Genomic DNA, 21,842 nt, shown 5'->3' on the forward strand with positions numbered 1-21,842 from the left:
GTCGACGCCCGATGGCGATCAACGACTGCAAAAATTCTTCAGGAGTACCACCCGCCTCGACCAGTCATGCTGGCCGAGGGGTGAAACAGTCAGCCGCGATTAAACGACTGGAGCGCGCCAGTCATCGGAACCCGAAGTACCGGATACTTCGTGGGTCCAGGTGATTTTGCGGTAGGTGAACTGCACTTCTTCCAGGTGCGTGAAGTGTGCGTTCGACGGATCCTGGCAGTTGTGCATCTTGTTGTTGATAGCGACGATGATCGCGTCTTCCAGCTTGGTGGTGTAGTAGTGCTCTTGGGTACCTTGAGCCGAAGTGCGGTACCACTGGATAACGATTTCGCTCATGCGCTCGCCGGAGGTCAGCGCCGCTTGCAGCAGTGGCGAAGACTTGTCGTAGACCTTGGTGATCACGACTGGCTTGTGTACACGCTGACCGGTCGGTTGGCCGGACTGTGGGTCACGCGGGATGATCACGTCGTGGCTGAACGCCTGAACCATGACCTGGTCTTCGTGGCCTTCCTGATAGGTGTTGCCAACGGAGTCGGCGGTGAAGGCGCCGGCAGTGATCAGGCCTTGTTTTTCGCCGGTAACGGACATGTACGCTGGTGTTGCCATGGGATGCTCTCCTTGCTCAAAAGACAGGACCGGACGGCGTGATTGCCTGTCCAGGTGTCCGCGGAGAGATCAAAAGTCGTGCCAACCAGCAGATAGCCATTACCCTTCAAGGGGTTAGGTGGCTTCGGTGGAGATTTTTGCGACTTTCAGTGTGAGAAACAGAAGAAAAGTGCGCAAGAAGTTGCGCAGTACTGTGCAACTTCTTGCGCACTTGGCTGTAGCGCGCGAACTACGTGGCCTGTAGCGATTTCGCCGTAAGGTTTCCACACAGGAGTGCGCAACTTCTTGCGCAGCTAGGCAACCTGATGAAATCCCCAAGGGCTTGAATTGATTTTCCCGTTGAACAGGCATCTGCGGTGTGATGAAGCAGCCTCGCTCCTAGGGGGCCCTTCTCTCTGGGTAAGCTTCCCTGCCGAGTTTTTGTGTCGAGCGGCTTGACAAGTTTGAAAGGCATTTCCATTCTGTGCCCCATGTATCGCTGACGTTGTCAGCAATATGCCCAAGTAGCCAGGACTCGTAAGGCTGCGATGCGTTCCGCGCATTAGTCCATTCCCAAGATCGCCGAGCTTCCGGTACCGCGATCAGTCGACTATGTCGATGGAAGCACATCTTTCCCACCCACCACGGGCCCTCTCGTCTGGGCAGGCCTCTAAGCTTGATGGGAAATTGAACTGGCTTTCTACCCAAGAATATTGGAATGTCTCAGCTTGAGGTCAAGCTCACTATCCGTATAGGCGTCAGGTCATTGACGTTGGCGTTCTGATTACTGCCATGAAGCTCTAGCATTAAGCACCTTCTTCCACTCTACCCACCTTCGCGGGGAATACTTCCCCCAAGGCGAAGTGCTTCTCCGCGTTCTGCTTTTTGAATTTGGAGAATCATCATGCTACACAATCCACAGCGTTTGCCGTTGGTCATCAATATCGGCCTCATGGCAATGCAAGCTAGTGTTCAGAGCCATTTGGACAAAAAATCCCCAATCCTCGTGAATGAGGATTACTCCTTAGCAGATGATCTCTGGGACTCAGTTCGAGCAGCAGTTATAGATCTGGCGGAGATGGATCACCAGAGCGGTTTTTACCCCAAGGTTAGCCCCCTCTTATTCGAGTTCGGCTTGCTGCAGGAGTACTGGAAAATACGCGATCATCTCGACCCCAAACATCCGGCATATCAATGGTGCTGACTTGCCCTCAAAGTAAGTGCTGAAGCACTAACAGTCTTAAAAACATAATCGACCAACCAATCTTGGGAAACTACCTGCCATACCGGCTAGGTAGTTTCTCACGCTTGGAGAATAGAGCCGGCGAGCCAGTCTCAGCACTCGTTCAACCGTAGCGTAGTGGAACATTTGGTTGAACCAAGCATATTTCGGATGCTGCTAGACTCTTATACTATTTTTATTCTCTTCAACATCCACCTAGCGACCCATTGGTCATTCTTATTGCGCGATTGCGCGATGGCCAGGCTTGAAACCATTGGCCCTAGCTAGCCAAACCACGGACAGACCGAGCAGCGCCAATATCAGCAGTGTTGGGGGGAAAGAGCTCGGCCCCGCATGCTCCAGCAACAAGCCACCAGCAATGCCACCTCCGGCCACTGCCAGATTGAAAATGGTGACCAGCATCGACTGCGCGACATCGGCGCCGTCACCGGCGGCATCGGCAATGGCCGTCTGTAGTAGCGTGGGAGCGCCACCGAACGTCAGCCCCCAGATCGCAACGCTGAGGAGCACAATGTTGGGAGAACTGCTTGCCATTCCCAACACCAGCGCCGCCATCGCGAAAACCGCCAGACTAAGAAGCGTCAGCACACGCAACCCACGATCCACCCACATTCCTGTGACCCCGATGCCGACGATAGAGGCGACACCGAAAACCAGCAGCACGAGGTCTATTCGCTGACCAAGCCCGACGGAGTCCAAAAATGGCGCGATGTAGGTGTAAAGGATGTTGTGGGCAAGTATCCAGACGAAGATCACAAACAGTATCGGGCGCAGACCTGGGGTCAGAAGAATTCTGCAGATCGGCTGGCGCTGAAGCTCAGTTTGTCCCGCGTAATCAGGCACGCCAAATCGCACCCATACGAATAGCAGTAATGCGAGGGCCGACATGATCCAGAACACGCCACGCCAATCAAACAGAGTACCCAGCCAAGTGCCTAGGGGCACGCCGAGACACAAGGCAATGGGTTGACCAATGCCGACCACTGCCAGGGCCCGCCCCTGCAAATCATGGGGCACCATGCGTCGTGCATAACCGGCCAACAATCCCCAGATCACGCCCGCCGCCATTCCAGCGATGAACCGCGCGACCAGAGTCAGCACATAGTGGGAGGACAATGCCGTCACGGTGTTAAAGACCAGCAACCCGCCGATCGCCAGCAGGAACAACGGCCTCCTGCGCCATTTTCGCGTAGCAGCAACGACCGGAATCGCCGCCAAAACCGAGCCTAAAGCATAGAGCGTAACCAATTGACCCGCCAAGGCTTGCGAGACGCCCAGCCCCTGCCCGATCAGAGGCAGCAGTCCGGCTGGCATAGTTTCCGTCATGATGGTGATGAAGCCAGCCATCGTAAATGCCAACAGTTTCCACACTGGCAGTCTTTGCGCAGAAAACGTCTCATCGAACCCCGTTGCTATCAATCCATTGTCGCCGTGCATGGTCATCGTTGTATCCCTGATAAAAAATACATTTCCTGTTTCCTGATCGACTGCCTGAGGTTAGCTCTGGCAGCAACGGTGATGCCTTTTTGACCGTTCAAGGCCTATTGCAAAATGAACAAAATTGCTTTGAGTTTTATCTGGAATGATCATTCCAAATCTTGGTAAATAAATTCTGGTCTCTGTCAGACTTTCACTTGAAGCATTACAACACCCGTCCTGCGTTACAAAGCGTCTATCGCTATGTCGACCACATCCAGCAAGCGTTGCCGACGGTTCTGGTGAGCACTGCCTTTACTCAATACACGCAGGCCCTGAATCGTGTTCACTATAAAGCGTGCGAGCGCGCGAGGTTTCTTGTGTGTGGGGATTTCCCCCTCTGCCTGACCACGGATGAGTGCACGCTCCAAAGCTTTCTCCAGACGCAGGAAGTTGCGGGAGACCAACTCGGCAATGGATTCGTCCTGACCAGCCAGTTCAAGTGTGGCATTGGCGGCAAGGCAGCCGCGTTGCCGGGTATCGCTGAGTTCATCATTCACGATCCTCATCAGTAGTTGCTGGATCAGCCCTTTGACCGAGCCCGATTCCTGAAGCAGCGCTACGTTCGTGGCAGTCAGATCGTGATAACGGCGCAGCGCATGCTCGTACAATCCATGCTTGTTCTCAAAGGCGTTGTACAGGCTGCTTCGAGACAATCCGGTACCGTCGACCAGATCCTGTATCGAGGTGGCGCAATAGCCGAGTTGCCAAAAAACCTGCATGGCTGCATCGACAATCTCGTCATGCTCAAATTCTCTGGTGCGCATCGGACTAGCCTTTCTGGAATGATCATTCCAGAAAGTACTGGCTTCCTTCTCGCTCGTCAAGGGTGGGTTGACCTCACACCTTACTCCGCATCAATGGAGGACGCCGAGAGTACAAATCGGCGGAGACCACGTTGGCAGGCCAGGTGCTAGGGTACAGTAGGAAATAGATTCTTCGGCTGGAGTTCTTTTTTTGGGGCGCTATTAACGATCGTTAGACAGCCTCTTGAGTGTGAAATTGACCGGGCTTCAGTCGATGATCATCTACTCAAAAAAACGAACTTGTGCGTCGAGGAGAGGTGTTGGCCTGCCGGGATGATAGGCCGAAGGTTGGTGATGACTACCGACGTGTCCACGCCCTATCGGGGCGAATTGTGGCGATGCATTTCACGCTTCCAAAACTGCGTCTACACTCGGTCTTGCTGGCCCAGAAGGATCGACGGCAGCCGTGAGTTTTCGTTGGTCCCGTTGAAAATTATTTATCTTCGAGACAAGGAGCAGTCATGACTTCACTAGACTCAATTCAGCAAAGGCAAATCAATCTTACACACGCTTACGTGGTGAATAATGCGGCGAGGTGGTGGCCGTCTTGGGAAAACATGACGAATCCTACGCCGAGCCAGGTTAAAGACAACATTCTTTCGCGTCTTAATGGCTCCAAGGTTGGCGGCGGCTATGCCGTAGTTTGGGGCCCCGCTCTGGTGATGGATGGCGATTACGTGGCTCACATCACAGTCGTGCTGATGGGCGGGAAAAGTGGGAACGACACCGTAGTGGTGACGAGTGGGACCCTTGGCAATTCTCTTAAGGATCAGCTGGACGATCTTGATATTTTTCCAATGGTGCCGTTAAAGAACCTCATCAAGAGCTGCCCAGTATCGGCAAACCTATCTCAGGGAACTGCAGATGGTGTAACCGCGATATTGACTACGGCATCTACTATCAGTGGTCAGGGCACACTTAACGATTTTCTCGGGAAGCAGCGGAGTGGCGCGACGATCCGATTAGTCGGTCATAGCCTTGGCGGTGCTCTAATGTCGGTAGTCGCGCTTTATCTAAAAGACAAATTCTCGGGCCTTAATTTTCATTGCGAAACGATTGCTGCGCCAACGGCCGGCGATGGTTTTTTTGCGAGCTATTTCAATAAGCAAATGGCCGGTAATGCGCTACGAATATACAATACTCTGGATGTTGTTCCGATGGCGTGGTGCGCCACTTCTCTCGATTTCTCTTTGACGCTCTATGAACCCACCAACGTCATTGATCCAGTCATGAAGGAAATGGTTTGGGTTGGAATCGACACTGTTACAAATAATAATTTGAACTACACGCAATGGGGCATGGGCAACGCAAACATGGAACTGCGGCTCTGTGGGGAGCTACAAGCCGAGTGCACAAGCTATAGTGCTCAATCCAGCTATCAGCACATCTACGAGTACATGTCGCTGCTGGGGTTGCAACCTGGCGATATACCGATGCCACCGTTCGGTAGCTAGTACAATAGTCTCGTCGCCCAGATGTTCGAGTTGCAGTTGCCGGCATTTCTTCGGGAAGCCTACACAACTGCAACTCGCTTATCCGGAAACCTTTTCGCTCGCAACGGTGCTTAAGCAGTCGCAACGTGCGTCGCTGGATTCATATATTGCCAGGCACTGTGGATTGTTCTTTTCCTCCGCTTCATCAATCGGCTATTGAACTATGGAGCCAATATGTCTGACTATGATGCCAAATTCGATTTATTGTGTTTTCTCGCCACGACGGGCAAGCGGACGAGGAAACTGAAATGACCAACCCGAATGCCGTGAAGACTTACATCGGCTGCTACTACCTCACCATAATTATCAATTATGGGAAAATAGGCAGCAATACCTGGTTCGCGTATCGCCAAGGTAATTCGCTGGCGTGCGAACTATTGGACGATGACACTGTGAAAGACGCGACCTTGTTCGCTTTCTATCTGGGGGATACATTCACCCCCGACAACTCTCTCAATCTGGGCACCCACAATTGGCTTCAGGTTCAATCGGTGCGCGACGGGACGTGGTTGGACTGTGGCAGCCCGATGTCGGGTGGCAACTCACACGATTTCTTTATCGCACTCACCTCTCCGCAGACGCCTGCGACGCTCGCCTTGGCGACCCATGATCCGTACGGCATCCCGCCGGCAGACAATGCCATCTGGATGGAGCTCGTCCAAGGCCAGTCGGTTGTATCCGTACTCAATATTGATATCCTGAACAATACGGTCTCCTGGGCAGATGTGGAGACTGCCTTGATATTTGCCAACCCATCCGTGCCCGTCATTACGCAACAACTATTCCCGGGGGCGTCGGACCTGCGCAAGCGTTCATACGACCGGGCCGACTTCTGGTACCTCTTCCTGAACAATGCGGATTTATCCGGCACTCGGGTGACGAACAGCAATCTGAGCAATGTCACGTTCTCGGGCATCGCGAATTTCTCGGGCACAGTGCTCGATGGCAGCAACCTCTCCGGTTGCATGTTGGATGGCGCGAACTTTCGCAATGCATCGCTGAAGGACGTTGACCTTAGTAAAGCCAGCCTGAAAGGGAGCGACTTCACGGGCGCGGTGCTCGACAATTGCAACTTCGAAAGCGCTGACCTGGAAAGCGCCGATCTGGCCCTGGCGACCCTCTCAGATCTCACCAAGCCCATCCGCATCACCCGATCCACCGATAACCGAACTATCTTCACGAACGCCCGCGTGAACAAGATCCTAACGCACGCGCTCGACCACGAGGATAACGACATCTACATCTGGAGCTACGCACAGATGGACGGCGTTAAGTTTATGACGCCTGATCCCAAAAACCCGGGAAAGGCGATCCTCGATGGGACGCTCAATCATCTGGTCGCACAGTATGCCGTTCTGACCGGGGTGCAGTTCTCCGCCGTGGAAAAACCAAGCCTTCGCTACGCCGATCTGTCCTACGCCCAGCTCGGGGGCGCCGCCCTGGCGCAAGCGAACCTGGAGTACGCCACGTTTGACCACGCCACCTTCTCGACGTCAAACGGCCTGCTCCGTTGCAACCTGAGCGAGGCGAACCTGATGGGCGCCACGTTCACCAACGCAGACATGTCGTACGCACAGATGCCGTATTGCTACCTGTACGGCAACGGCGCGGCGCTGGTCGGCGCGAACATCATGCAGGCGGATTTCAGCGGTGCGTATCTCGTCGCGGCGGACTTCTCTGGCATCAAGGATAAGAACGCGGTGGGCGTCACCTTCGACGGAGCGTGCCTCATCAACGCCAAGTTCATCGGCACCGCGCTGTCGCTAGTGAATCAGGAGCGCGCGACCTCGTTCGCGAAGGCTTGCCTGCAAGGCGTCGATTTCTCCAGTGCGAGTGTGGGTGGGGTCAATTTCACAGGAGCGGCCGTAAGCACGGACAACGGTACGTTGACCGTCCATGGCGGCCGGGAGGACAAGCACAAGATCCAGTACCACGCCACGCGGAAGCCGACGGACACCGCTGGCGCAACGTGCCCGAGCGGCCAGACCGGGCCTTGCAGCGGCACGATGTGGAACGCCGACGACGCGCCCATGACCGACTGGCACTACGGGCCGTGAGGCGCAGCCCGCTCCCGCGTAGACAAGCTCAACCAGTACAGACACTCACAGGAAGAGAACGATGAATCAAAGGAATGATGGGGCGACCAACCAGCGTTCGGACAGGCTGCCCGGACCGACCGAGACGCGCACGCTGCACTTCAACCTGAAGCATTGCAAGAACCCGGACGACGTGCTTCTGCACGCGAACTTGAGGAAGTATCGGCTCAAGCGTCATACGCCGCAGACCCTCGCACGAGCGAGCCAGAGCACGCCGTTCTTGAAACTGCTCCCGCCGGAGCACGTCACTCATTACATCGAGGACCTCCCCGTTCCCTCGAACCGCCCGGCACTGATCACAGTGTCCACGGGGACGGGTGACGTGGCGCCCGGCAACACCATCGCCATGCACTTGCACGTCCCCAGGGCCGGCAGGGCGGCCGCGCGCGAAGAGATGAAGAAACGCGGCAAGGATGTGCTCGCCTCGGCTCACTACAAGCTCGCGAGATACGGCATCACGTCGGACGATCTCAAGCCCCTGGTCCTGGACTCCGACTTCCCGGATCACGTAGACGATTACAACGACCCCATGGAGGCGGCGGTCGCTGTACTTTTCCACCATCCGAGCCTCCTGAACCTGAGCGGTGATAAAGGCGGTGCCATCCCTGCATACATCAAGGAGAACTGCATAACAGCCGCGATCCAGAACGATAGTGGCACCCTGGTGGACGCGATCAACGACGCAGGCGATGGATGGCAAAAAAAGGTGCTGCTCCTCGACTGGAACAACGACAAGGTGTACGACGACAACAAAAAGCCCATCTATACGACCAGGCTCGAAGAGGGTGTGAATCTGGCCATGACGAGCACCTTGCCCCTGGCGATCCAGCTCTCGAGGCAGGACGAGTACCTGCGCGGCGCGCTGTGGAAAGTGCTCGATGGCGTCGTATCGAGCGAATACCAGGGGACGGCGGACTCCAAAGCCGTGGAGCCGCGCGCCCAGCAGCGAGACCAGAACGCTCAGTGGCAATTGAAGAACCTCACCCCAGGCAAAGGCGTCGTGGTCGACCCCGCCAGCGTGACGTGCGAAGGGAACAACATGTCCGTGACGGTGGAGAACCAGTGGCTCAGGCACCTGGGAGCCTACATCGAGTTTCTGGATGCCAGCGGCACCCCCGTCGCGCCGCCGGATTCATGGCCAGCGGCTTCGATCCCCAGCATGTTCAACGGCACCGCCACGTCGAAATACCTCGACCGGGTCGGGCCCATTGATGAGATCGCCGGCATCCCCATCGACGTCACGGACATGACGCTGACGTTCCCGGTACCGGATACGGCCAGCGCGGTGAACGTCCATCTCGCGGGGCTCGGCGTTTTCGGCCCTGGGCACACCGACAGGCACATCTGCCTGCTCGGCATTTTCATGACGGCAACCTTCGAGTATGCGATTCCGGTTGTCGCCCTCGTCGTGGGCGCGGCCGTCATGAACACCGAGTTCGTCACCAACCTCCTGAAGGATTACACGGTCTACGTCGGAATTCTGGGCGTCCTGGCGACGATCGACGCCGCGATCCTCGACTATGCATTGACGGGCGGAATCAAGGAGGTGCTCCTCAAGCTGGCCAACATCATCGGCCCCTTGCTATGGAAGACGGGCTTGAAGGCGATGTTGCTGGAGTTTATCGCGCAAGGGGCTCTGGAGGAGGCGATCCCGTTCGTGGACATCGCTCTGGAGGCGACCAACGCGGTTGTCACCTTCGCGCAACTCAGTCAGACGACGTTCGAGGTGCTCGATGCGGCGCCGATTTACACGTCGACGGTGACGAGGACAATCGATCTGGATATAAAACTCGTCCCGGACTCGCAGTACCATTACTTCCCGATGCAGGCGACGCACTACGTGGTTACCGTGACGTACGACAGCCAAGTGACGGTGCCTTCCAAGGAGTTTTCGCTGCCGAAAGGGACGGACAGCGAGCCCATTCAGATCAGCTTCAAGGGTGTCCCGGGCGGGGGGAAGCTGAAGGTTACCGCGATCTTCTATGCCGACAATGGATGGGTCGCTGGAAAGGGTTCCACCGACTGGACGCCTGCGCTGGGCACGAACGGCAGCACGCTCGTGATTCCGAGCCTCGAGATCAAAAACAACCTGCCTCCGCTCACCACGAGCTCGGTCTACGAGCATGTGGAGAAGCTGGCCTACCAGGGCGGTGCGCACGTGTGGGACAAGGCGGCGGCGCCGACGGTCACGCTCGGTTCGTCAGGCTCGGATCTCATTAGTCTGACGAGCATCACCCTGGCGCAGGGGCCCGCGTCGATCGGCTACAGCTGGCAGGCCTCCAACCTGAACATTCCGGAGAACCTCTCGACCAACCCCCGGTCGGTCGACCCCATGTACACGCTGCAGAACGTGTCGCTTCTCGTGCCACCGGAGCAGGCTTACCAGCCGCTCGACGTCGGCTATAGCAGTAAATCAGGCATTTGCTACGACCTGATGAGCCGGTCGGACGGCTCTGCGCGGAACCTCTTCCTCGACAGCTACCCGGTTGCAACCAGCAGCGACTATGACGCACCGTCGTACGTTCATCTTCGTAAGGTCACGCTGAGCTACGACAACGGATCGAAATGCGCTCCCCTCCACTCCGGGACGGGACAGAGCTATGGTCGGTTCCCGGCGGATGTCCCGCTGGACGATTTCGTCCTGCATCCGCAAGGTTACGTGTTTGCCATCAGCACCGGGCGAAGCAAACTGCTCCGATGCGAGCTGTCGAGCGTGCCCGTCGCGGAGGGGGAGGCCCCCGACGCCTGCTTGTTCTCCGGCGAGGGCGATCGGGAGGGCCTGGTGTCGGGGCCGGTGGCGATCGCGATTGGCCTGGATGGGGTGGTGATGGTGCTCGAATCCGATAACGCACGGGTGCAGGCGTTCGACATCCACGGTAATCCGGTCAAGTACTTCCAGAACAAGACTTCGTCGATGCTGCCGCTGACGATAAAAACCCGCGGCCAGTCGACGTACCTCGACCTGGACGTGGAGGCCAAGGGGTATGTCTACGTGCTCTCCTATACCGGCGACGGCAGCTCGCCGGACCACTACTACATGGATATCTACACACCTAAGGGTGACCTCCTGGTGTCAACGCAAGGCGTTGCATCCGGCAAGCTCACCGTGAGCCTGGACCGGAACGTGTACGCCCTCAACTACGAGCTGATCCACGGCGCGGACGGAAGGCCCGAGCCATCGATCAGCCACTGGATGCCGCCGGCGCCACCGGTGTAATCGCCGCTCACCCGTCAGAACGTTCATATCTGATCCAAGAAGTACACCTATCGCCAGATGGCCCCGTCCGGTACCGGGGCCCATCTGGCACCTCAAGCGCATGTTCGGCAAGTGTGCATAAAGTCTTGGCAGGTTGGCGATGGCTATCGTGCCGCTGAGAAAGTGCAAGAGAACTGGTGAGGCTCTCGGGGGATTAACCAAGGTGCTACGCACGGCAGGTGTGGTTGTTAAACGCCCGTGCGTTGCGGGATTTTATTCGCCAACGGAACAAGCGCGAGCAGATACGTTGCCGACTGATCCCGGTAAAGCGGCAGCCACTTGCGAATAACGTTGGCGTTGATGCCGTGGCTGATGGCAACGCTGGAGATGGTTGCACCGGGTTGCAGGTATTCCTGAACAACCTGGGCTTTGAACGGTTTGGGGTAAGAGCTTCGTTGGTGCATGGAAATCCTGAAGTTAAGGGCTATCGCGTCCGCTTAAAAATGATCTGCCCCCCAGAAGTTGGACATCACCATTGGGGGATGTCATGGAAAAATACACAGACCGGCGAGCCCGTGGCCATAGTAAACCGTCACGCACAGAACACGATCGACACTCAGGAAGCTCGACTGTCGCATTTTGGATTCGAGAAATTTGAGACTGGCGATGCTGCGACGAAAGCTCTCCAGGTACGAGCATGTCACTGCGGCCGACCCGGATCCCGCGTGGAGTGATGGTCGTCTGCAATTGAAGTTTGACACGCTGCAACTCTCCAAAGATGGTGTGCCTAGCGCTACAGTGCCGTACGAACTCGGTGGCAAAGGTCCAAACCTGGAACCGTTCACCAAAGCGTACCCTGAATACGGAACGGGTGGCGCACAACAACTTATCCCGAAACCGGTTAATCCCACCGTCATTAAAGTGGAATGAAGTCACCATTTTGCCGGAGGAGTAAAAGTGCTAACCGATCTGCAGGCCCGCGTATCACTCAAAGAGCTGATTGAAAAATACCTCAAGGGAAGAGGTCCCGATTACGAACGCCTGATCGAAATCGTTCAGAATCCTTCGCGGCAAGTACCGATCAGAGGTGTGCTTGAAGATATTCGACGGTTCAACACGGTGCAGTTCACGCAACAGGAACTTGAACTGATCGATGACCTTTTATACGTGTATGGATAAGCCGCGTACACGTTAGCACCCGAGCTAGTCCTTTCGGCACTAGTTTTCTCCAGTTGCTATCTGGTCAGGCTCGGCGAGAGAACGGAGGCGCCATTGTGCTCATTTTCCACACCCGATTTGGGTGTCTGCTATTGGCTGCAAACGGTCAGCGACTTGCTGCTTGGCCATGGCAGAGTTCAATTACGTGTTGACGACCTCCGACCCAGAATGTTAGAGACCTCAAATAAAACCAGCACCCAAAACGACAAAGAGAGCACAAAATACGCAACGCTCGCCCCGATTATCAACAATCTACTTTCCCACATTGCCTTAAGCACATGATATGAGAACTGCAACTCACTATTTGGCAACTCTTGAAAAATTGGCAGCAACAAGAATACTAGTATGACCCCAACAGTCAAAACTCTTGATAAATAGCTTTTTTTCTCAACAGCCCGAAAGGCATTCATATTAATACGAGTCAACGACAGCACAATGGCAGCAACCAAAGACAGAATAACCGCCATAGAAAAACCAACTATTACTACCAATCTATAGCTTGATCCTTCACTAAGACTCCCAATATCCTTGTATCCAACCAAGATCATCTGCTGAACCAGCAACCAACTTCCTCCCTCAGCTGTATCGGGCACAAGGGCGCTGACCGCAACCAGTAAAACGAGAAGCAATACAATCACCAGCTTTGCCTGCCATATACTGAAAACCGGAAAAAAAATACTTGTTCTGCTGCGCCCATAGCCGTCATTGGACATAACCTATCCTCAGTTGATACCTGTGTGTTGTGATCGAGATATCAGGTGCTAGTGCGAGCATAGACAAGAAAATTCCGGCAAGTTAAAAACGCTTAGATCAAAATGCTATCACGCATGCCGGGACGAAGAACTGTCGCTGGCAAAATTGTAGGGGGCATGAGTTGCACCATTGGGTGTATCGAGAGTTCGAATCGTAAGTAAGCGAGCAAACTTGCAAGAGATACTCTACGAATGACCGCTTCGGGTCGATTTCTACCTCTCGCGACGGGCAGAATACGGCTAGGAGCTGTCGCCCAACAATGACTGCTTCCAAGCACCTCACTGACCTGTTTTAGGTAGGCGTCAGCACCCGCTGCAAAGCAGCAAACTGCTAACCAATTGAGTTCCCTTTGGCGTGTTGATCCTCGGCGAGCTTCAATTCAAGCTTGCTGTTGATTTCGCTGGTTTTGAGCTTAAAAGCAATTCCATCCAGAGGACCGGCATGAAGAATTTTCGCTCCTTCGGGCTCGCTCGAGTTGAAAACAAATCTGAACTCTTTTTGATAGGAGTAGATGTTCCGCTTTTTAAAAACGGACTCAACCTCTCCGAAACTACCGTGAAAGGTCTCGGGATCAAAATAATCGACAAGGCCTCGCCAAGACGAATAGCCTTCCGACTTGGCGGCTTTGCTTACTTTATCGATGAAATCCGTGACCTTGATGATGATAACGGCATACTCTCCAAGCAAAAGCATTTCCTCGCCTAGCGTTGCGTGTACCTTCAACATTGAATTGATTTTCTCGACCACGCGCAGTCGCTCCTCTTCTGTTTCATACGATTCCTCGAAGTCCGGCACGGTAACAGCGTACATACAGAAGGCATTCAAACGATCGTGCGCCGCACTCTGAATCACTAGCGGGCCGGCCAGCCCTTCTATTGGAAAGGACTTCTCCTCCCCGTCCGGCGTCTCAAATGATAATGTCAGAGATATGCGGTCGGGTTGATGCCAATCCGAGGGCGCCTCGAATTGGTCGCCTCGTGCGACATCACCCTCTATCTGCTTGAACTGCCCAATCGTCTTACAGAACATCTCTCCTGTCTGAATGAATGCATCAGCGTATTCCTCCTTATCAAATACCTTAACTAGAAGAACTATTTTTGGGGTCATGAGCCAATCTCAATATTGATTCGAACACGCGTAGCCTAGAGATTCAATTTCGGCGAGGGGAGAAGCAACTTCCGCAGTGAGAGTAGCCGATGACGCAGGACGATGCTCAAGATCGCGCCGGTACGGCTTCTTATCAATGTACATGGCGCGCGCCTGCGTCAAGCTTCTTGTTCGGCGGCGAACGGCGTTGTCATTCGGCTGCTATGCAGCGAGCGCTACCGATCGATTGCGGCCTTCCCTGCGTCAATTATCGGGCTGGTAAATTGGAATCGCGACCGTCTCCTGTGGGTCGATGTCTGCCGGTGGCTACCGGCAACAACCGGGCCAGAAGAAGTCACGCGGGTCGAGTGCCTTGCACAAGCCGTTTTGCCTTTGTAGGATCCTGCCAACACCAACCGTCAATTGGGGGCCGCATTGGACAGTGGGATAAGACCGGAAATTGAGAGGGCTACCTACGATGAGTTCCTGGAGCTTTGGGACAGAGGTGCATTCGAGAACCAGCGGTTGGGTCAGGCTTTCTACAACCACTTCCGACTGCATCGTCTCAGTGACCAGAGGTTGCTGAACGGTCTTTATGAATCTCACGGCAAGAAAGCCCTGAGTGCAATTTCTGAAATCTTTCAGATCAGCTAACAAGCATCACTCTTCATTCGCCTATGAATATATCTGGCTGCTATGGGGTGTGGATTCAACCGGTCGATGCAACAGATTGGCTAAATCGTTCAGCGGGCGTTTCGTAGTTTAGTGTTTTCCGAGGACGGCTGTTCAGCTGCCTTGCCACTTCATTGAGCGTGGCTTGCGAGTGCTCCGACAGGTCGGTGCCTTTCGGGAAGTACTGCCTTAACAACCCGTTGGTGTTCTCATTCGATCCCCGTTGCCAGGGACGATGAGGGTCGCAGAAGTAGACCTTGATGTCGGTAGCCACCGTAAAACGCTTATGGTCGGCCATCTCTTTGCCGCGATCCCACGTCAGCGATTGGTAGAGTTCCTCGGGGAGTTCGCGGGCGTTTTCGATCAGGGCGCTGATGACCGTCTCGGTGTCCTTACCGGCCAACTTCACCAGCATTACGTAACGGGTATGACGCTCCACAAGAGTGGCAATTTGGCTGTTCCTGCTACCGCACAGCAGGTCACCCTCCCAGTGACCTGGCACCGCCCGATCCTCAGCCGTGGCCGGGCGTTCGCGGATCGATACCGCGTCTGTGATTCGACCGTGATTTTCTTTCTTCTGCGTGTGATGGCGCGAGCGACGCATGGCTCGCGTTCGCCGTAAATGCTCAAGCAACTCCTTCTTCAGAGCCCCGCGAGCCTGTATGAAGAGGGTGCGATAGATCGTCTCGTGTGACACCTGATAGCTCGTATCGTCCGGGTAGGTGCGCTTCAGCCAGCCGGCAATTTGTTCCGGTGACCACTGCAATTGAAGCTTGTCTGCAACAATTTGCGCCACCGCTCGGTTCTCAACAAGCTTGCAGACCTTGGGTCGATGGGCGCGATCCCAGGCAGCCTGATCCGCACGATTAGCCCGGTAGCCTCCTTGGCCACCGTTGCGTCTGATCTCACGACTGATCGTAGAGGCTGCTCGCCCTAGCAGCGCGGCTATGGAACGGATCGAGTTACCTGCCACCACTGCACGCGAAATCTCTTCGCGTTCAGCCAACGTCAGCGCCAATCTGGACCTGCGGCGTAGAGCGGGTCTGATCCCCCCGGTCTCCGCCAGAATGCGCTGTATCGATGAGTGGTTTCGATCAAATAGTTGGGCGATGTGCTGGAGAGAGTCGCCTTTCTGCCAGTGATCCCACATCAGTTTTTTCTGGCTTTCGGTGTAATAGATCCGAGGTCTCTGCTTCATCTGCAACACTCCTTCTGCTTACACAGAATTTAGTTGTGTTGCATCGACCGGTTGAATCCACAGCCGTATGCCGCCCTTCTCAATAAACAGCAATAGCCCAAAAGCAGTCAATTTCGCTCCATTTCGGCTACCCTCACAAAGCGCCACGCAGCAATCACCTTGTGCCAGGCGCCTCGACATTCTTTCGTAAATGCACCGGAGATGTTCCATGCTCAAGCGTACCCTGGCAGTGGCCGTCGGCTTGTCCTTGTCTTTTTGCACCCTGCTGGCGCAAGCCGCCGAGACCCTGAAAGTCAGCGCGATTCCCGATGAAGCCCCGACCGAACTGCTGCGCAAGTTCAAGCCGCTTGGCGCCTATCTGGAACAACAATTGGGCATGAAGGTTGAGTTCGTGCCTGTCAGCGACTATCCGGCGGTGGTCGAGGCGCTGGCTACCGATCGCATCGACCTGGCCTGGCTGGGCGGCTTCACGTTCGTGCAGGCACGCCTGAAAACCGGCAATGCCATTCCGTTGGTACAGCGCGAACAGGACGCTCAATTCACCAGCAAATTCATCACCGCCGACCCAGCCGTCAAGTCCCTCGCCGATCTCAAGGGCAAGACCTTTGCCTTCGGCTCGGTGTCCTCCACTTCCGGCAGTCTCATGCCGCGCTATTTCATGCTCAAGGAAGGCATCAAGCCGGAAACGTACTTTAGCCGCGTGGGCTACTCCGGTGCCCATGACGCCACCGTTGCCTGGGTCCAGGCTGGCAAGGTCGACGCCGGGGTGCTCAACGCCAGCGTGTGGGAAAAACTGGTTGCCGCCGGCAAGGTCGATACCACCAAGGTCAAAGTGTTTTCGACCACCCCAGCGTACTTCGACTACAACTGGACGGTGCGCGGAACCCTCGACCCGGCGCTGGCGGCCAAGATAAAGGCTGCGTTCCTGGCGCTCGATCCGGCGAACCCGAAAGACAAGGAGATTCTGGACCTGCAGGCCGCCAGCCGCTTCATCGAAACCAAGCCTGAGAACTACAAGGGCATCGAGGAAGCCGCACGCGCCGCCGAACTGCTCAAATGACATTGCATCTGACCCAGGTCAGCCTTACCCACGCCAACGGTGTCCAGGCGCTGCGTGGCGTGGATCTGCACATCGGCGCACGCGAACAGGTCGCGATCATCGGCCCGTCCGGCGCGGGTAAGTCGAGTCTGCTCAACCTGCTGGCCACCGCCCTGCGACCGGGCAACGGCGAGCTGCAGGTGCTCGGCGAGCGCGTCTGGCAGCTTTCTGCCCGTCAGCGCCAGCGGCTGCGCGCGCGCATCGGTCTGATCCATCAGGCGCCTCCCCTGCCCCCGCGCCAGCGCGTGGTCACCGCGGTGCTGGCCGGCAAGCTGGGTCAGTGGGGTCTGGGCAAGAGCCTGCTGAACCTGCTGCATCCGCTGGATGTTCCGGGCGCACGCGCGGCATTGGCCAGGCTGGACCTGAGTGACAAGTTGTTCGCGCATTGCCAGCAACTGTCCGGTGGACAGCTACAGCGCGTGGGCATTGCCCGCGTGTTGTATCAAGCGCCCGAGGTGTTGCTGGCCGATGAGCCGGTATCGGCGATGGACCCGGTGTTGGCCCAGCACACGCTTTCGGTGCTGTGCCGCCATGCCCGGGAGCAGAACGTCACCCTGGTCGCCAGCCTGCACGCGGTGGAGCTGGCCCTGGCGCACTTTTCACGCATCATCGGCTTGCGTGATGGACAGATCCTGTTCGACCTTGCGGCCAGCGCCGTCGACCGCGAGCTGCTCGACAAACTCTACGCCAATGAGCAGTTGCAATCCTCGCCGATTCCTCCGGCTCCCTTGAGTGTGCAGATCCCCCGATGCTGACGTCTGACACCCGCGATCCGGCCGCCCTGCCCCGTCTGCTGCTCACCCTGCTGGCCCTTGCCTTGCTGTGGCCCGGCATCCGCTTCAGCGAGTTGGACCTCCGTGTACTGGCGGCGAGTGATAGTCAGAGCGAGATGGGCCGGTTTGTATCCGCCTTCTGGCCACCGGCCCATGGCGACGAGTTCATCCAGCTGTTGTTGCAAGCCACCCTGCAGACCCTGGCCATCGCCACGGCCGGCATGGCCCTGGCGTTGCTGTTGGCTGTTCCCGCCGGCCTGCTCGCCAGTCGTGCTCTGTCGCTGTCTGCTGCCTCCCGCGCTGGCCACCCGAGCTATTGGGGCCAACTGCTGCGTTGGCCCATACGCGGCTTGCTGATCTTCCTGCGCAGCGTGCCGGAAATCGTCTGGGCCCTGCTGTTCGTGCGCGCCGTCGGCCTCGGCCCGACGGCCGGGGTACTGGCCATTGCCATCACCTACAGCGGCATGTTGGGCAAGGTCTACGCGGAAATTTTCGAGTCGGTCGACCAGCGCCCGGTACACGCGCTACTGCAGTCCGGCAGTGGTCGGCTCCCAGCCTTTTGCTACGGAATCCTGCCCAATGTCGCTGCGGAACTGCTGTCGTACACGGTGTACCGCTGGGAATGCGCCATCCGCGCCTCGGTGGTGATGGGCTTCGTCGGAGCCGGCGGCCTGGGCCAGCAAATGGATTTGTCGTTGCGCATGTTTGCCGGCGGTGAAGTGGCCAGTCTGTTATTGACGTTCCTCGTCCTGGTGCTGCTCGCCGATCAACTCAGCCGCCTGCTGCGCTGGAGGCTGACATGAATCGCCTGTTCAACCTGGCACTGCTCCTGTGCATCGGCGCAGCGGTCATCGCCTCGTTCAACTACCTGGGCATCGACCTCGGCGAACTCAGCGGCGCCGGCAACCTGAAGCAGATGGGCGCTTATGCCCAGCGCTTTCTCAGCCCGGACCTGAGCCCGGGCCATCTGCAAGCCATCGGCCACGGCGCCCTGGAAACCCTGGCCATGTCGGCCCTTGGCACCCTGCTCGCGGCGGTGTTCGGCCTGTTATTGGCATTGCCCGCAGCCGGGCGCTACGGCTGGCCTTTGCAGAGTGCGTCACGCCTGGTGCTCAACGCCTTGCGCGCGGTGCCGGAACTGGTATGGGCCGCACTGATGGTCCTGGCCGCCGGGCTCGGCCCCAACGCCGGCACCCTGGCCCTGGCCCTGCACACCACCGGCGTGCTCGGCCGGTTGTTCGCCGAAGCACTGGAAAACACCCCACCGGAACCGGCCGACGCGATCCGTTTGCAGGGCGCCAATGCCGTATGGGCGTTCTGTTACGGCACCCTGCCCAACCTGTTGCCACAGCTACTGGCCTACATCCTGTACCGCTGGGAAAACAACATCCGCATGGCCAGTGTGCTCGGCTTCGTCGGCGCCGGTGGTTTGGGGCAAATGCTCTATGTCAGCCTCAGCCTGTTCCAGGAAGCTCAAGCCAGCACGGTTATTCTGGCGATGCTGTTATTGGTCCTGGCCGTCGATACATTGAGTAGCTGGAGCCGTCAGCGTTGGGTCAAGGCTTGAGCCAGGAAAGTCAGCGCCCTTAACCCCACACTTTGTTACCGCATACCCCAGCCGAGTGTAAAAGCCTGCTTAGGTAACAGCCTCGCAGGCTACCTCTCCCCAGCGTTCACCTGCCTGCCAAGCCCATCCCAGAGCGCTGCACGCGCTTTCTCAAACGCCCAATCGGCGAATTGGCCGGGTGATTGCATATGCTTGTCTGTACAAGTACTTGCGTGTGCATAGGACATTTCACAGCGCAGTACACGCGCTCTTGCGGCACAAGCGCTTTCGATGGTCCCTGGGAATAAAATAATGAAAAAAGCATTTCTCACTCTTTCTGCATTGGCTTTGTGTGTGGCTGCCGGTTCTGCGCTGGCCAAGGAGTACAAGGAGTTGCGCTTTGGCGTCGACCCCTCTTATGCGCCGTTCGAATCCAAGGCCGCCGACGGCGGCCTGGTGGGCTTCGACATCGACCTGGGCAACGCGATCTGCGCGGAGCTGAAGGTCAAGTGCAAATGGGTCGAAAGCGATTTCGACGGCATGATTCCCGGCCTCAAGGCCAACAAGTTCGATGGCGTGATCTCTTCCATGACCGTCACGCCGGCGCGTGAGAAAGTCATCGATTTCTCGAACGAGCTGTTCTCTGGCCCGACCGCGCTGGTATTCAAGAAAGGCGCGGCCATCGGCACCGATCCGGCCTCCCTCAAGGGCAAGAAAATCGGCTACGAGCAAGGCACCATCCAGGAAGCCTACGCCAAGGCCGTGCTGGACAAGGCCGGGGTAGAGACCCAGGCCTACGCTAACCAGGACCAGGTGTACGCTGACTTGATCTCCGGACGCCTCGATGCCTCGATCCAGGACATGCTGCAAGCCGAACTGGGCTTCCTGAAGTCGCCACCAGGCGCCGACTTCCAGGTCAGCGAGCCGGTCGAAAATCCCCTCCTTCCAGCCAAGACCGCCGTGGGTCTCACCAAAGGCAACGGCGAGCTCCAGGCCTTGCTGAACAAAGGTATCAAGGCACTGCACGACAATGGCACCTATGCGGCCGTCCAGCAGAAGCACTTTGGCGATCTGAATCTCTACAGCGACAAATAATGACCCTGCGCCCATTTCCGGATGGGCTCTTCTTTGATTGACGTAGGGCTGCTCAATGTTAGAAAACCTATTGCAGATTCTTGGGCTGTCAGACTTTAGCCTCAAGGGTTTCGGCCCGCTGTTGCTGCAAGGCTCCTGGATGACGGTCAAATTATCCTTTCTGTGCTTGCTGGTGAGCGTTGGCCTGGGCCTGATCGGCGCCAGCGCCAAGCTTTCGAAATCGGCACTGCTGCGCGTCCCTGCGCAGGCTTACACCACGCTGATTCGCGGGGTGCCGGACCTGGTGCTGATGCTGCTGATCTTCTACAGCCTGCAAACCTGGCTGTCCTCGTTTACCGACTTCATGGAATGGGAATACGTCGAGATCAACCCGTTCAGCGCCGGGGTCATTACCCTGGGCTTCATCTACGGGGCTTATTTCACCGAAACCTTCCGTGGCGCCATCCTTGCCGTACCGCGAGGGCAGATGGAAGCGGCTACCGCCTACGGCCTGACCCGCGCCCAGCGCTTCCGCCTGGTGGTGTTCCCGCAAATGATGCGTTTTGCCCTGCCGGGCATCGGTAATAACTGGATGGTGATCCTCAAGGCCACCGCGCTGGTGTCGATCATCGGCTTGGCCGATCTGGTCAAGGTGGCCCAGGACGCGGGCAAGAGCACCTATCAGCTGTTCTTCTTCCTGATTCTGGCCGCCTTGATCTATCTGGTGATCACCACCGTTTCGAACTACGTCTTGCGCCGGATGGAAATCTTCTACGCCGCAGGCACCCGGGAGGCCGTGCGATGATCGAGCTACTGCAGGAATACTGGAAACCTTTCCTGTTCCAGGACGGCAATCACATCACCGGGCTGGCCATGACCCTTTGGCTGCTCAGTGCTTCGATCTTCTTCGGCTTCGTGATGTCGATCCCGCTGTCGATTGCCCGGGTCTCGAGCAATGTCTGGGTGCGCTGGCCGGTGCAGTTCTACACCTACCTGTTTCGCGGTACGCCGCTCTATATTCAACTGCTGATCTGTTACACCGGCATTTACAGCCTGGCCGCGGTGCGGGCTCAGCCAGTACTGGATGCGTTCTTTCGCGATGCGATGAACTGCACCATCCTCGCCTTCGCCCTGAACACCTGTGCCTACACCACGGAGATCTTCGCCGGGGCGATTCGCAGCATGAACCACGGTGAAGTCGAAGCGGCCAAAGCCTACGGGCTGACCGGCTGGAAGCTGTACACCTACGTGATCATGCCGTCCGCCCTGCGTCGCTCGCTGCCTTACTACAGCAACGAAGTGATTCTGATGCTGCACTCGACCACCGTGGCCTTCACCGCGACCATCCCGGACATCCTGAAAGTCGCGCGGGACGCCAACTCGGCGACCTTCCTGACCTTCCAGTCGTTCGGCCTCGCTGCGTTGATCTACCTGGCAGTCACGTTCTCCCTGGTCGGCCTGTTCCGCCTGGCTGAACGCCGTTGGTTGTCTTTCCTCGGCCCGGCTCACTAATTCAGGA

General features: G+C 56.9%; 21 protein-coding genes. 14 read left to right on the plus strand and 7 right to left on the minus strand.

Features of this window, described 5'->3' with window-relative positions:
• Positions 1-99: 99 nt before the first annotated feature.
• Entirely contained in the window at positions 100-615 is a 516-nt protein-coding gene (locus tag PSH69_RS17855; protein ID WP_074687775.1) for an Hcp family type VI secretion system effector, read from the minus strand.
• Between the two features lie 883 nt (positions 616-1,498).
• Between PSH69_RS17855 and PSH69_RS17860 the strand changes: the two genes are divergently transcribed.
• The gene (locus tag PSH69_RS17860) at positions 1,499-1,798 is read left to right on the plus strand and encodes a hypothetical protein (RefSeq protein ID WP_305409293.1); all 300 of its coding nucleotides are present in this window, start codon (positions 1,499-1,501) and stop codon (positions 1,796-1,798) included.
• Positions 1,799-2,053: 255 nt separating this feature from the next.
• Here PSH69_RS17860 and PSH69_RS17865 read toward each other — a convergent pair whose 3' ends face one another.
• Together PSH69_RS17865 and PSH69_RS17870 are read right to left on the minus strand one after the other, a co-directional pair.
• Positions 2,054-3,274 carry an MFS transporter gene (locus PSH69_RS17865; RefSeq protein ID WP_305412850.1) on the minus strand — a complete coding sequence of 407 codons (1,221 nt, stop codon included), beginning with the start codon at positions 3,272-3,274 and terminating at the stop codon, positions 2,054-2,056.
• Between the two features lie 224 nt (positions 3,275-3,498).
• On the minus strand, positions 3,499-4,080 hold the full coding sequence (locus tag PSH69_RS17870; protein ID WP_305409294.1) for a TetR/AcrR family transcriptional regulator: 582 nt from the start codon (positions 4,078-4,080) through the stop codon (positions 3,499-3,501).
• 500 nt (positions 4,081-4,580) lie between these two features.
• Here PSH69_RS17870 and PSH69_RS17875 point away from each other — a divergent pair, with 500 nt between their 5' ends.
• The 3 genes from PSH69_RS17875 (at position 4,581) to PSH69_RS17885 (ending at position 10,925) form a co-directional block, all read left to right on the plus strand.
• Positions 4,581-5,573 carry a lipase family protein gene (locus tag PSH69_RS17875; protein ID WP_305409295.1) on the plus strand — a complete coding sequence of 331 codons (993 nt, stop codon included), beginning with the start codon at positions 4,581-4,583 and terminating at the stop codon, positions 5,571-5,573.
• Positions 5,574-5,860: 287 nt separating this feature from the next.
• On the plus strand, positions 5,861-7,669 hold the full coding sequence (locus PSH69_RS17880; RefSeq protein WP_305409296.1) for a pentapeptide repeat-containing protein: 1,809 nt from the start codon (positions 5,861-5,863) through the stop codon (positions 7,667-7,669).
• Between the two features lie 61 nt (positions 7,670-7,730).
• Positions 7,731-10,925 (plus strand): hypothetical protein, encoded by a 3,195-nt coding sequence (locus PSH69_RS17885; protein WP_305409297.1) that lies wholly within the window; start codon positions 7,731-7,733, stop codon positions 10,923-10,925.
• A gap of 227 nt (positions 10,926-11,152) precedes the next feature.
• Here PSH69_RS17885 and PSH69_RS17890 read toward each other — a convergent pair whose 3' ends face one another.
• Positions 11,153-11,368: a transposase gene (locus PSH69_RS17890; protein ID WP_305409298.1), complete on the minus strand. Its 216-nt coding sequence runs from the start codon at positions 11,366-11,368 to the stop codon at positions 11,153-11,155.
• A 202-nt stretch (positions 11,369-11,570) separates the two neighbouring features.
• Between PSH69_RS17890 and PSH69_RS17895 the strand changes: the two genes are divergently transcribed.
• Together PSH69_RS17895 and PSH69_RS17900 are read left to right on the plus strand one after the other, a co-directional pair.
• On the plus strand, positions 11,571-11,834 hold the full coding sequence (locus PSH69_RS17895) for a hypothetical protein (protein ID WP_305409299.1): 264 nt from the start codon (positions 11,571-11,573) through the stop codon (positions 11,832-11,834).
• A 27-nt stretch (positions 11,835-11,861) separates the two neighbouring features.
• Positions 11,862-12,083 (plus strand): hypothetical protein, encoded by a 222-nt coding sequence (locus PSH69_RS17900; RefSeq protein WP_305409300.1) that lies wholly within the window; start codon positions 11,862-11,864, stop codon positions 12,081-12,083.
• A 176-nt stretch (positions 12,084-12,259) separates the two neighbouring features.
• Here the strand turns inward: PSH69_RS17900 and PSH69_RS17905 are convergent, their stop codons facing one another.
• Together PSH69_RS17905 and PSH69_RS17910 are read right to left on the minus strand one after the other, a co-directional pair.
• Positions 12,260-12,835 (minus strand): hypothetical protein, encoded by a 576-nt coding sequence (locus tag PSH69_RS17905; RefSeq protein ID WP_305409301.1) that lies wholly within the window; start codon positions 12,833-12,835, stop codon positions 12,260-12,262.
• Between the two features lie 370 nt (positions 12,836-13,205).
• A complete protein-coding gene (locus PSH69_RS17910; RefSeq protein ID WP_305409302.1) occupies positions 13,206-13,982 on the minus strand; it encodes a hypothetical protein in 777 nt (258 codons plus the stop codon).
• A 414-nt stretch (positions 13,983-14,396) separates the two neighbouring features.
• On the opposite strand from PSH69_RS17910, the gene PSH69_RS17915 reads away from it, so the two are divergent.
• On the plus strand, positions 14,397-14,615 hold the full coding sequence (locus PSH69_RS17915) for a hypothetical protein (protein ID WP_305409303.1): 219 nt from the start codon (positions 14,397-14,399) through the stop codon (positions 14,613-14,615).
• A gap of 55 nt (positions 14,616-14,670) precedes the next feature.
• Here the strand turns inward: PSH69_RS17915 and PSH69_RS17920 are convergent, their stop codons facing one another.
• Positions 14,671-15,831 (minus strand): IS30 family transposase, encoded by a 1,161-nt coding sequence (locus PSH69_RS17920; RefSeq protein ID WP_305409304.1) that lies wholly within the window; start codon positions 15,829-15,831, stop codon positions 14,671-14,673.
• Positions 15,832-16,039: 208 nt separating this feature from the next.
• Between PSH69_RS17920 and PSH69_RS17925 the strand changes: the two genes are divergently transcribed.
• From PSH69_RS17925 to PSH69_RS17955, 7 genes are all read left to right on the plus strand, one after another.
• The gene (locus tag PSH69_RS17925) at positions 16,040-16,891 is read left to right on the plus strand and encodes a putative selenate ABC transporter substrate-binding protein (protein ID WP_305409305.1); all 852 of its coding nucleotides are present in this window, start codon (positions 16,040-16,042) and stop codon (positions 16,889-16,891) included.
• Positions 16,888-17,685, plus strand: coding sequence for a phosphonate ABC transporter ATP-binding protein (locus tag PSH69_RS17930; RefSeq protein ID WP_019648578.1), 798 nt, complete (start codon positions 16,888-16,890; stop codon positions 17,683-17,685). Before PSH69_RS17925 ends, PSH69_RS17930 begins: the two co-directional genes overlap by 4 nt.
• Complete coding sequence (gene phnE / locus PSH69_RS17935; RefSeq protein ID WP_305409307.1) at positions 17,679-18,506, plus strand: phosphonate ABC transporter, permease protein PhnE; 828 nt, start codon at positions 17,679-17,681, stop codon at positions 18,504-18,506. Before PSH69_RS17930 ends, phnE (PSH69_RS17935) begins: the two co-directional genes overlap by 7 nt.
• Entirely contained in the window at positions 18,503-19,270 is a 768-nt protein-coding gene (gene phnE / locus PSH69_RS17940; RefSeq protein ID WP_305409308.1) for a phosphonate ABC transporter, permease protein PhnE, read from the plus strand. The genes phnE (PSH69_RS17935) and phnE (PSH69_RS17940) overlap by 4 nt, the downstream gene beginning before the upstream one ends.
• Before the next feature lie 291 nt (positions 19,271-19,561).
• A complete protein-coding gene (locus PSH69_RS17945; RefSeq protein ID WP_305409309.1) occupies positions 19,562-20,344 on the plus strand; it encodes a transporter substrate-binding domain-containing protein in 783 nt (260 codons plus the stop codon).
• Positions 20,345-20,399: 55 nt separating this feature from the next.
• Positions 20,400-21,128: an ABC transporter permease gene (locus PSH69_RS17950; RefSeq protein ID WP_018925638.1), complete on the plus strand. Its 729-nt coding sequence runs from the start codon at positions 20,400-20,402 to the stop codon at positions 21,126-21,128.
• Positions 21,125-21,835, plus strand: coding sequence for an ABC transporter permease (locus PSH69_RS17955; RefSeq protein ID WP_064618600.1), 711 nt, complete (start codon positions 21,125-21,127; stop codon positions 21,833-21,835). The genes PSH69_RS17950 and PSH69_RS17955 overlap by 4 nt, the downstream gene beginning before the upstream one ends.
• Positions 21,836-21,842: the final 7 nt, after the last annotated feature.

It is taken from the genome of Pseudomonas sp. FP1740 (assembly GCF_030687165.1).
Taxonomy (GTDB): Bacteria; Pseudomonadota; Gammaproteobacteria; order Pseudomonadales; family Pseudomonadaceae; genus Aquipseudomonas.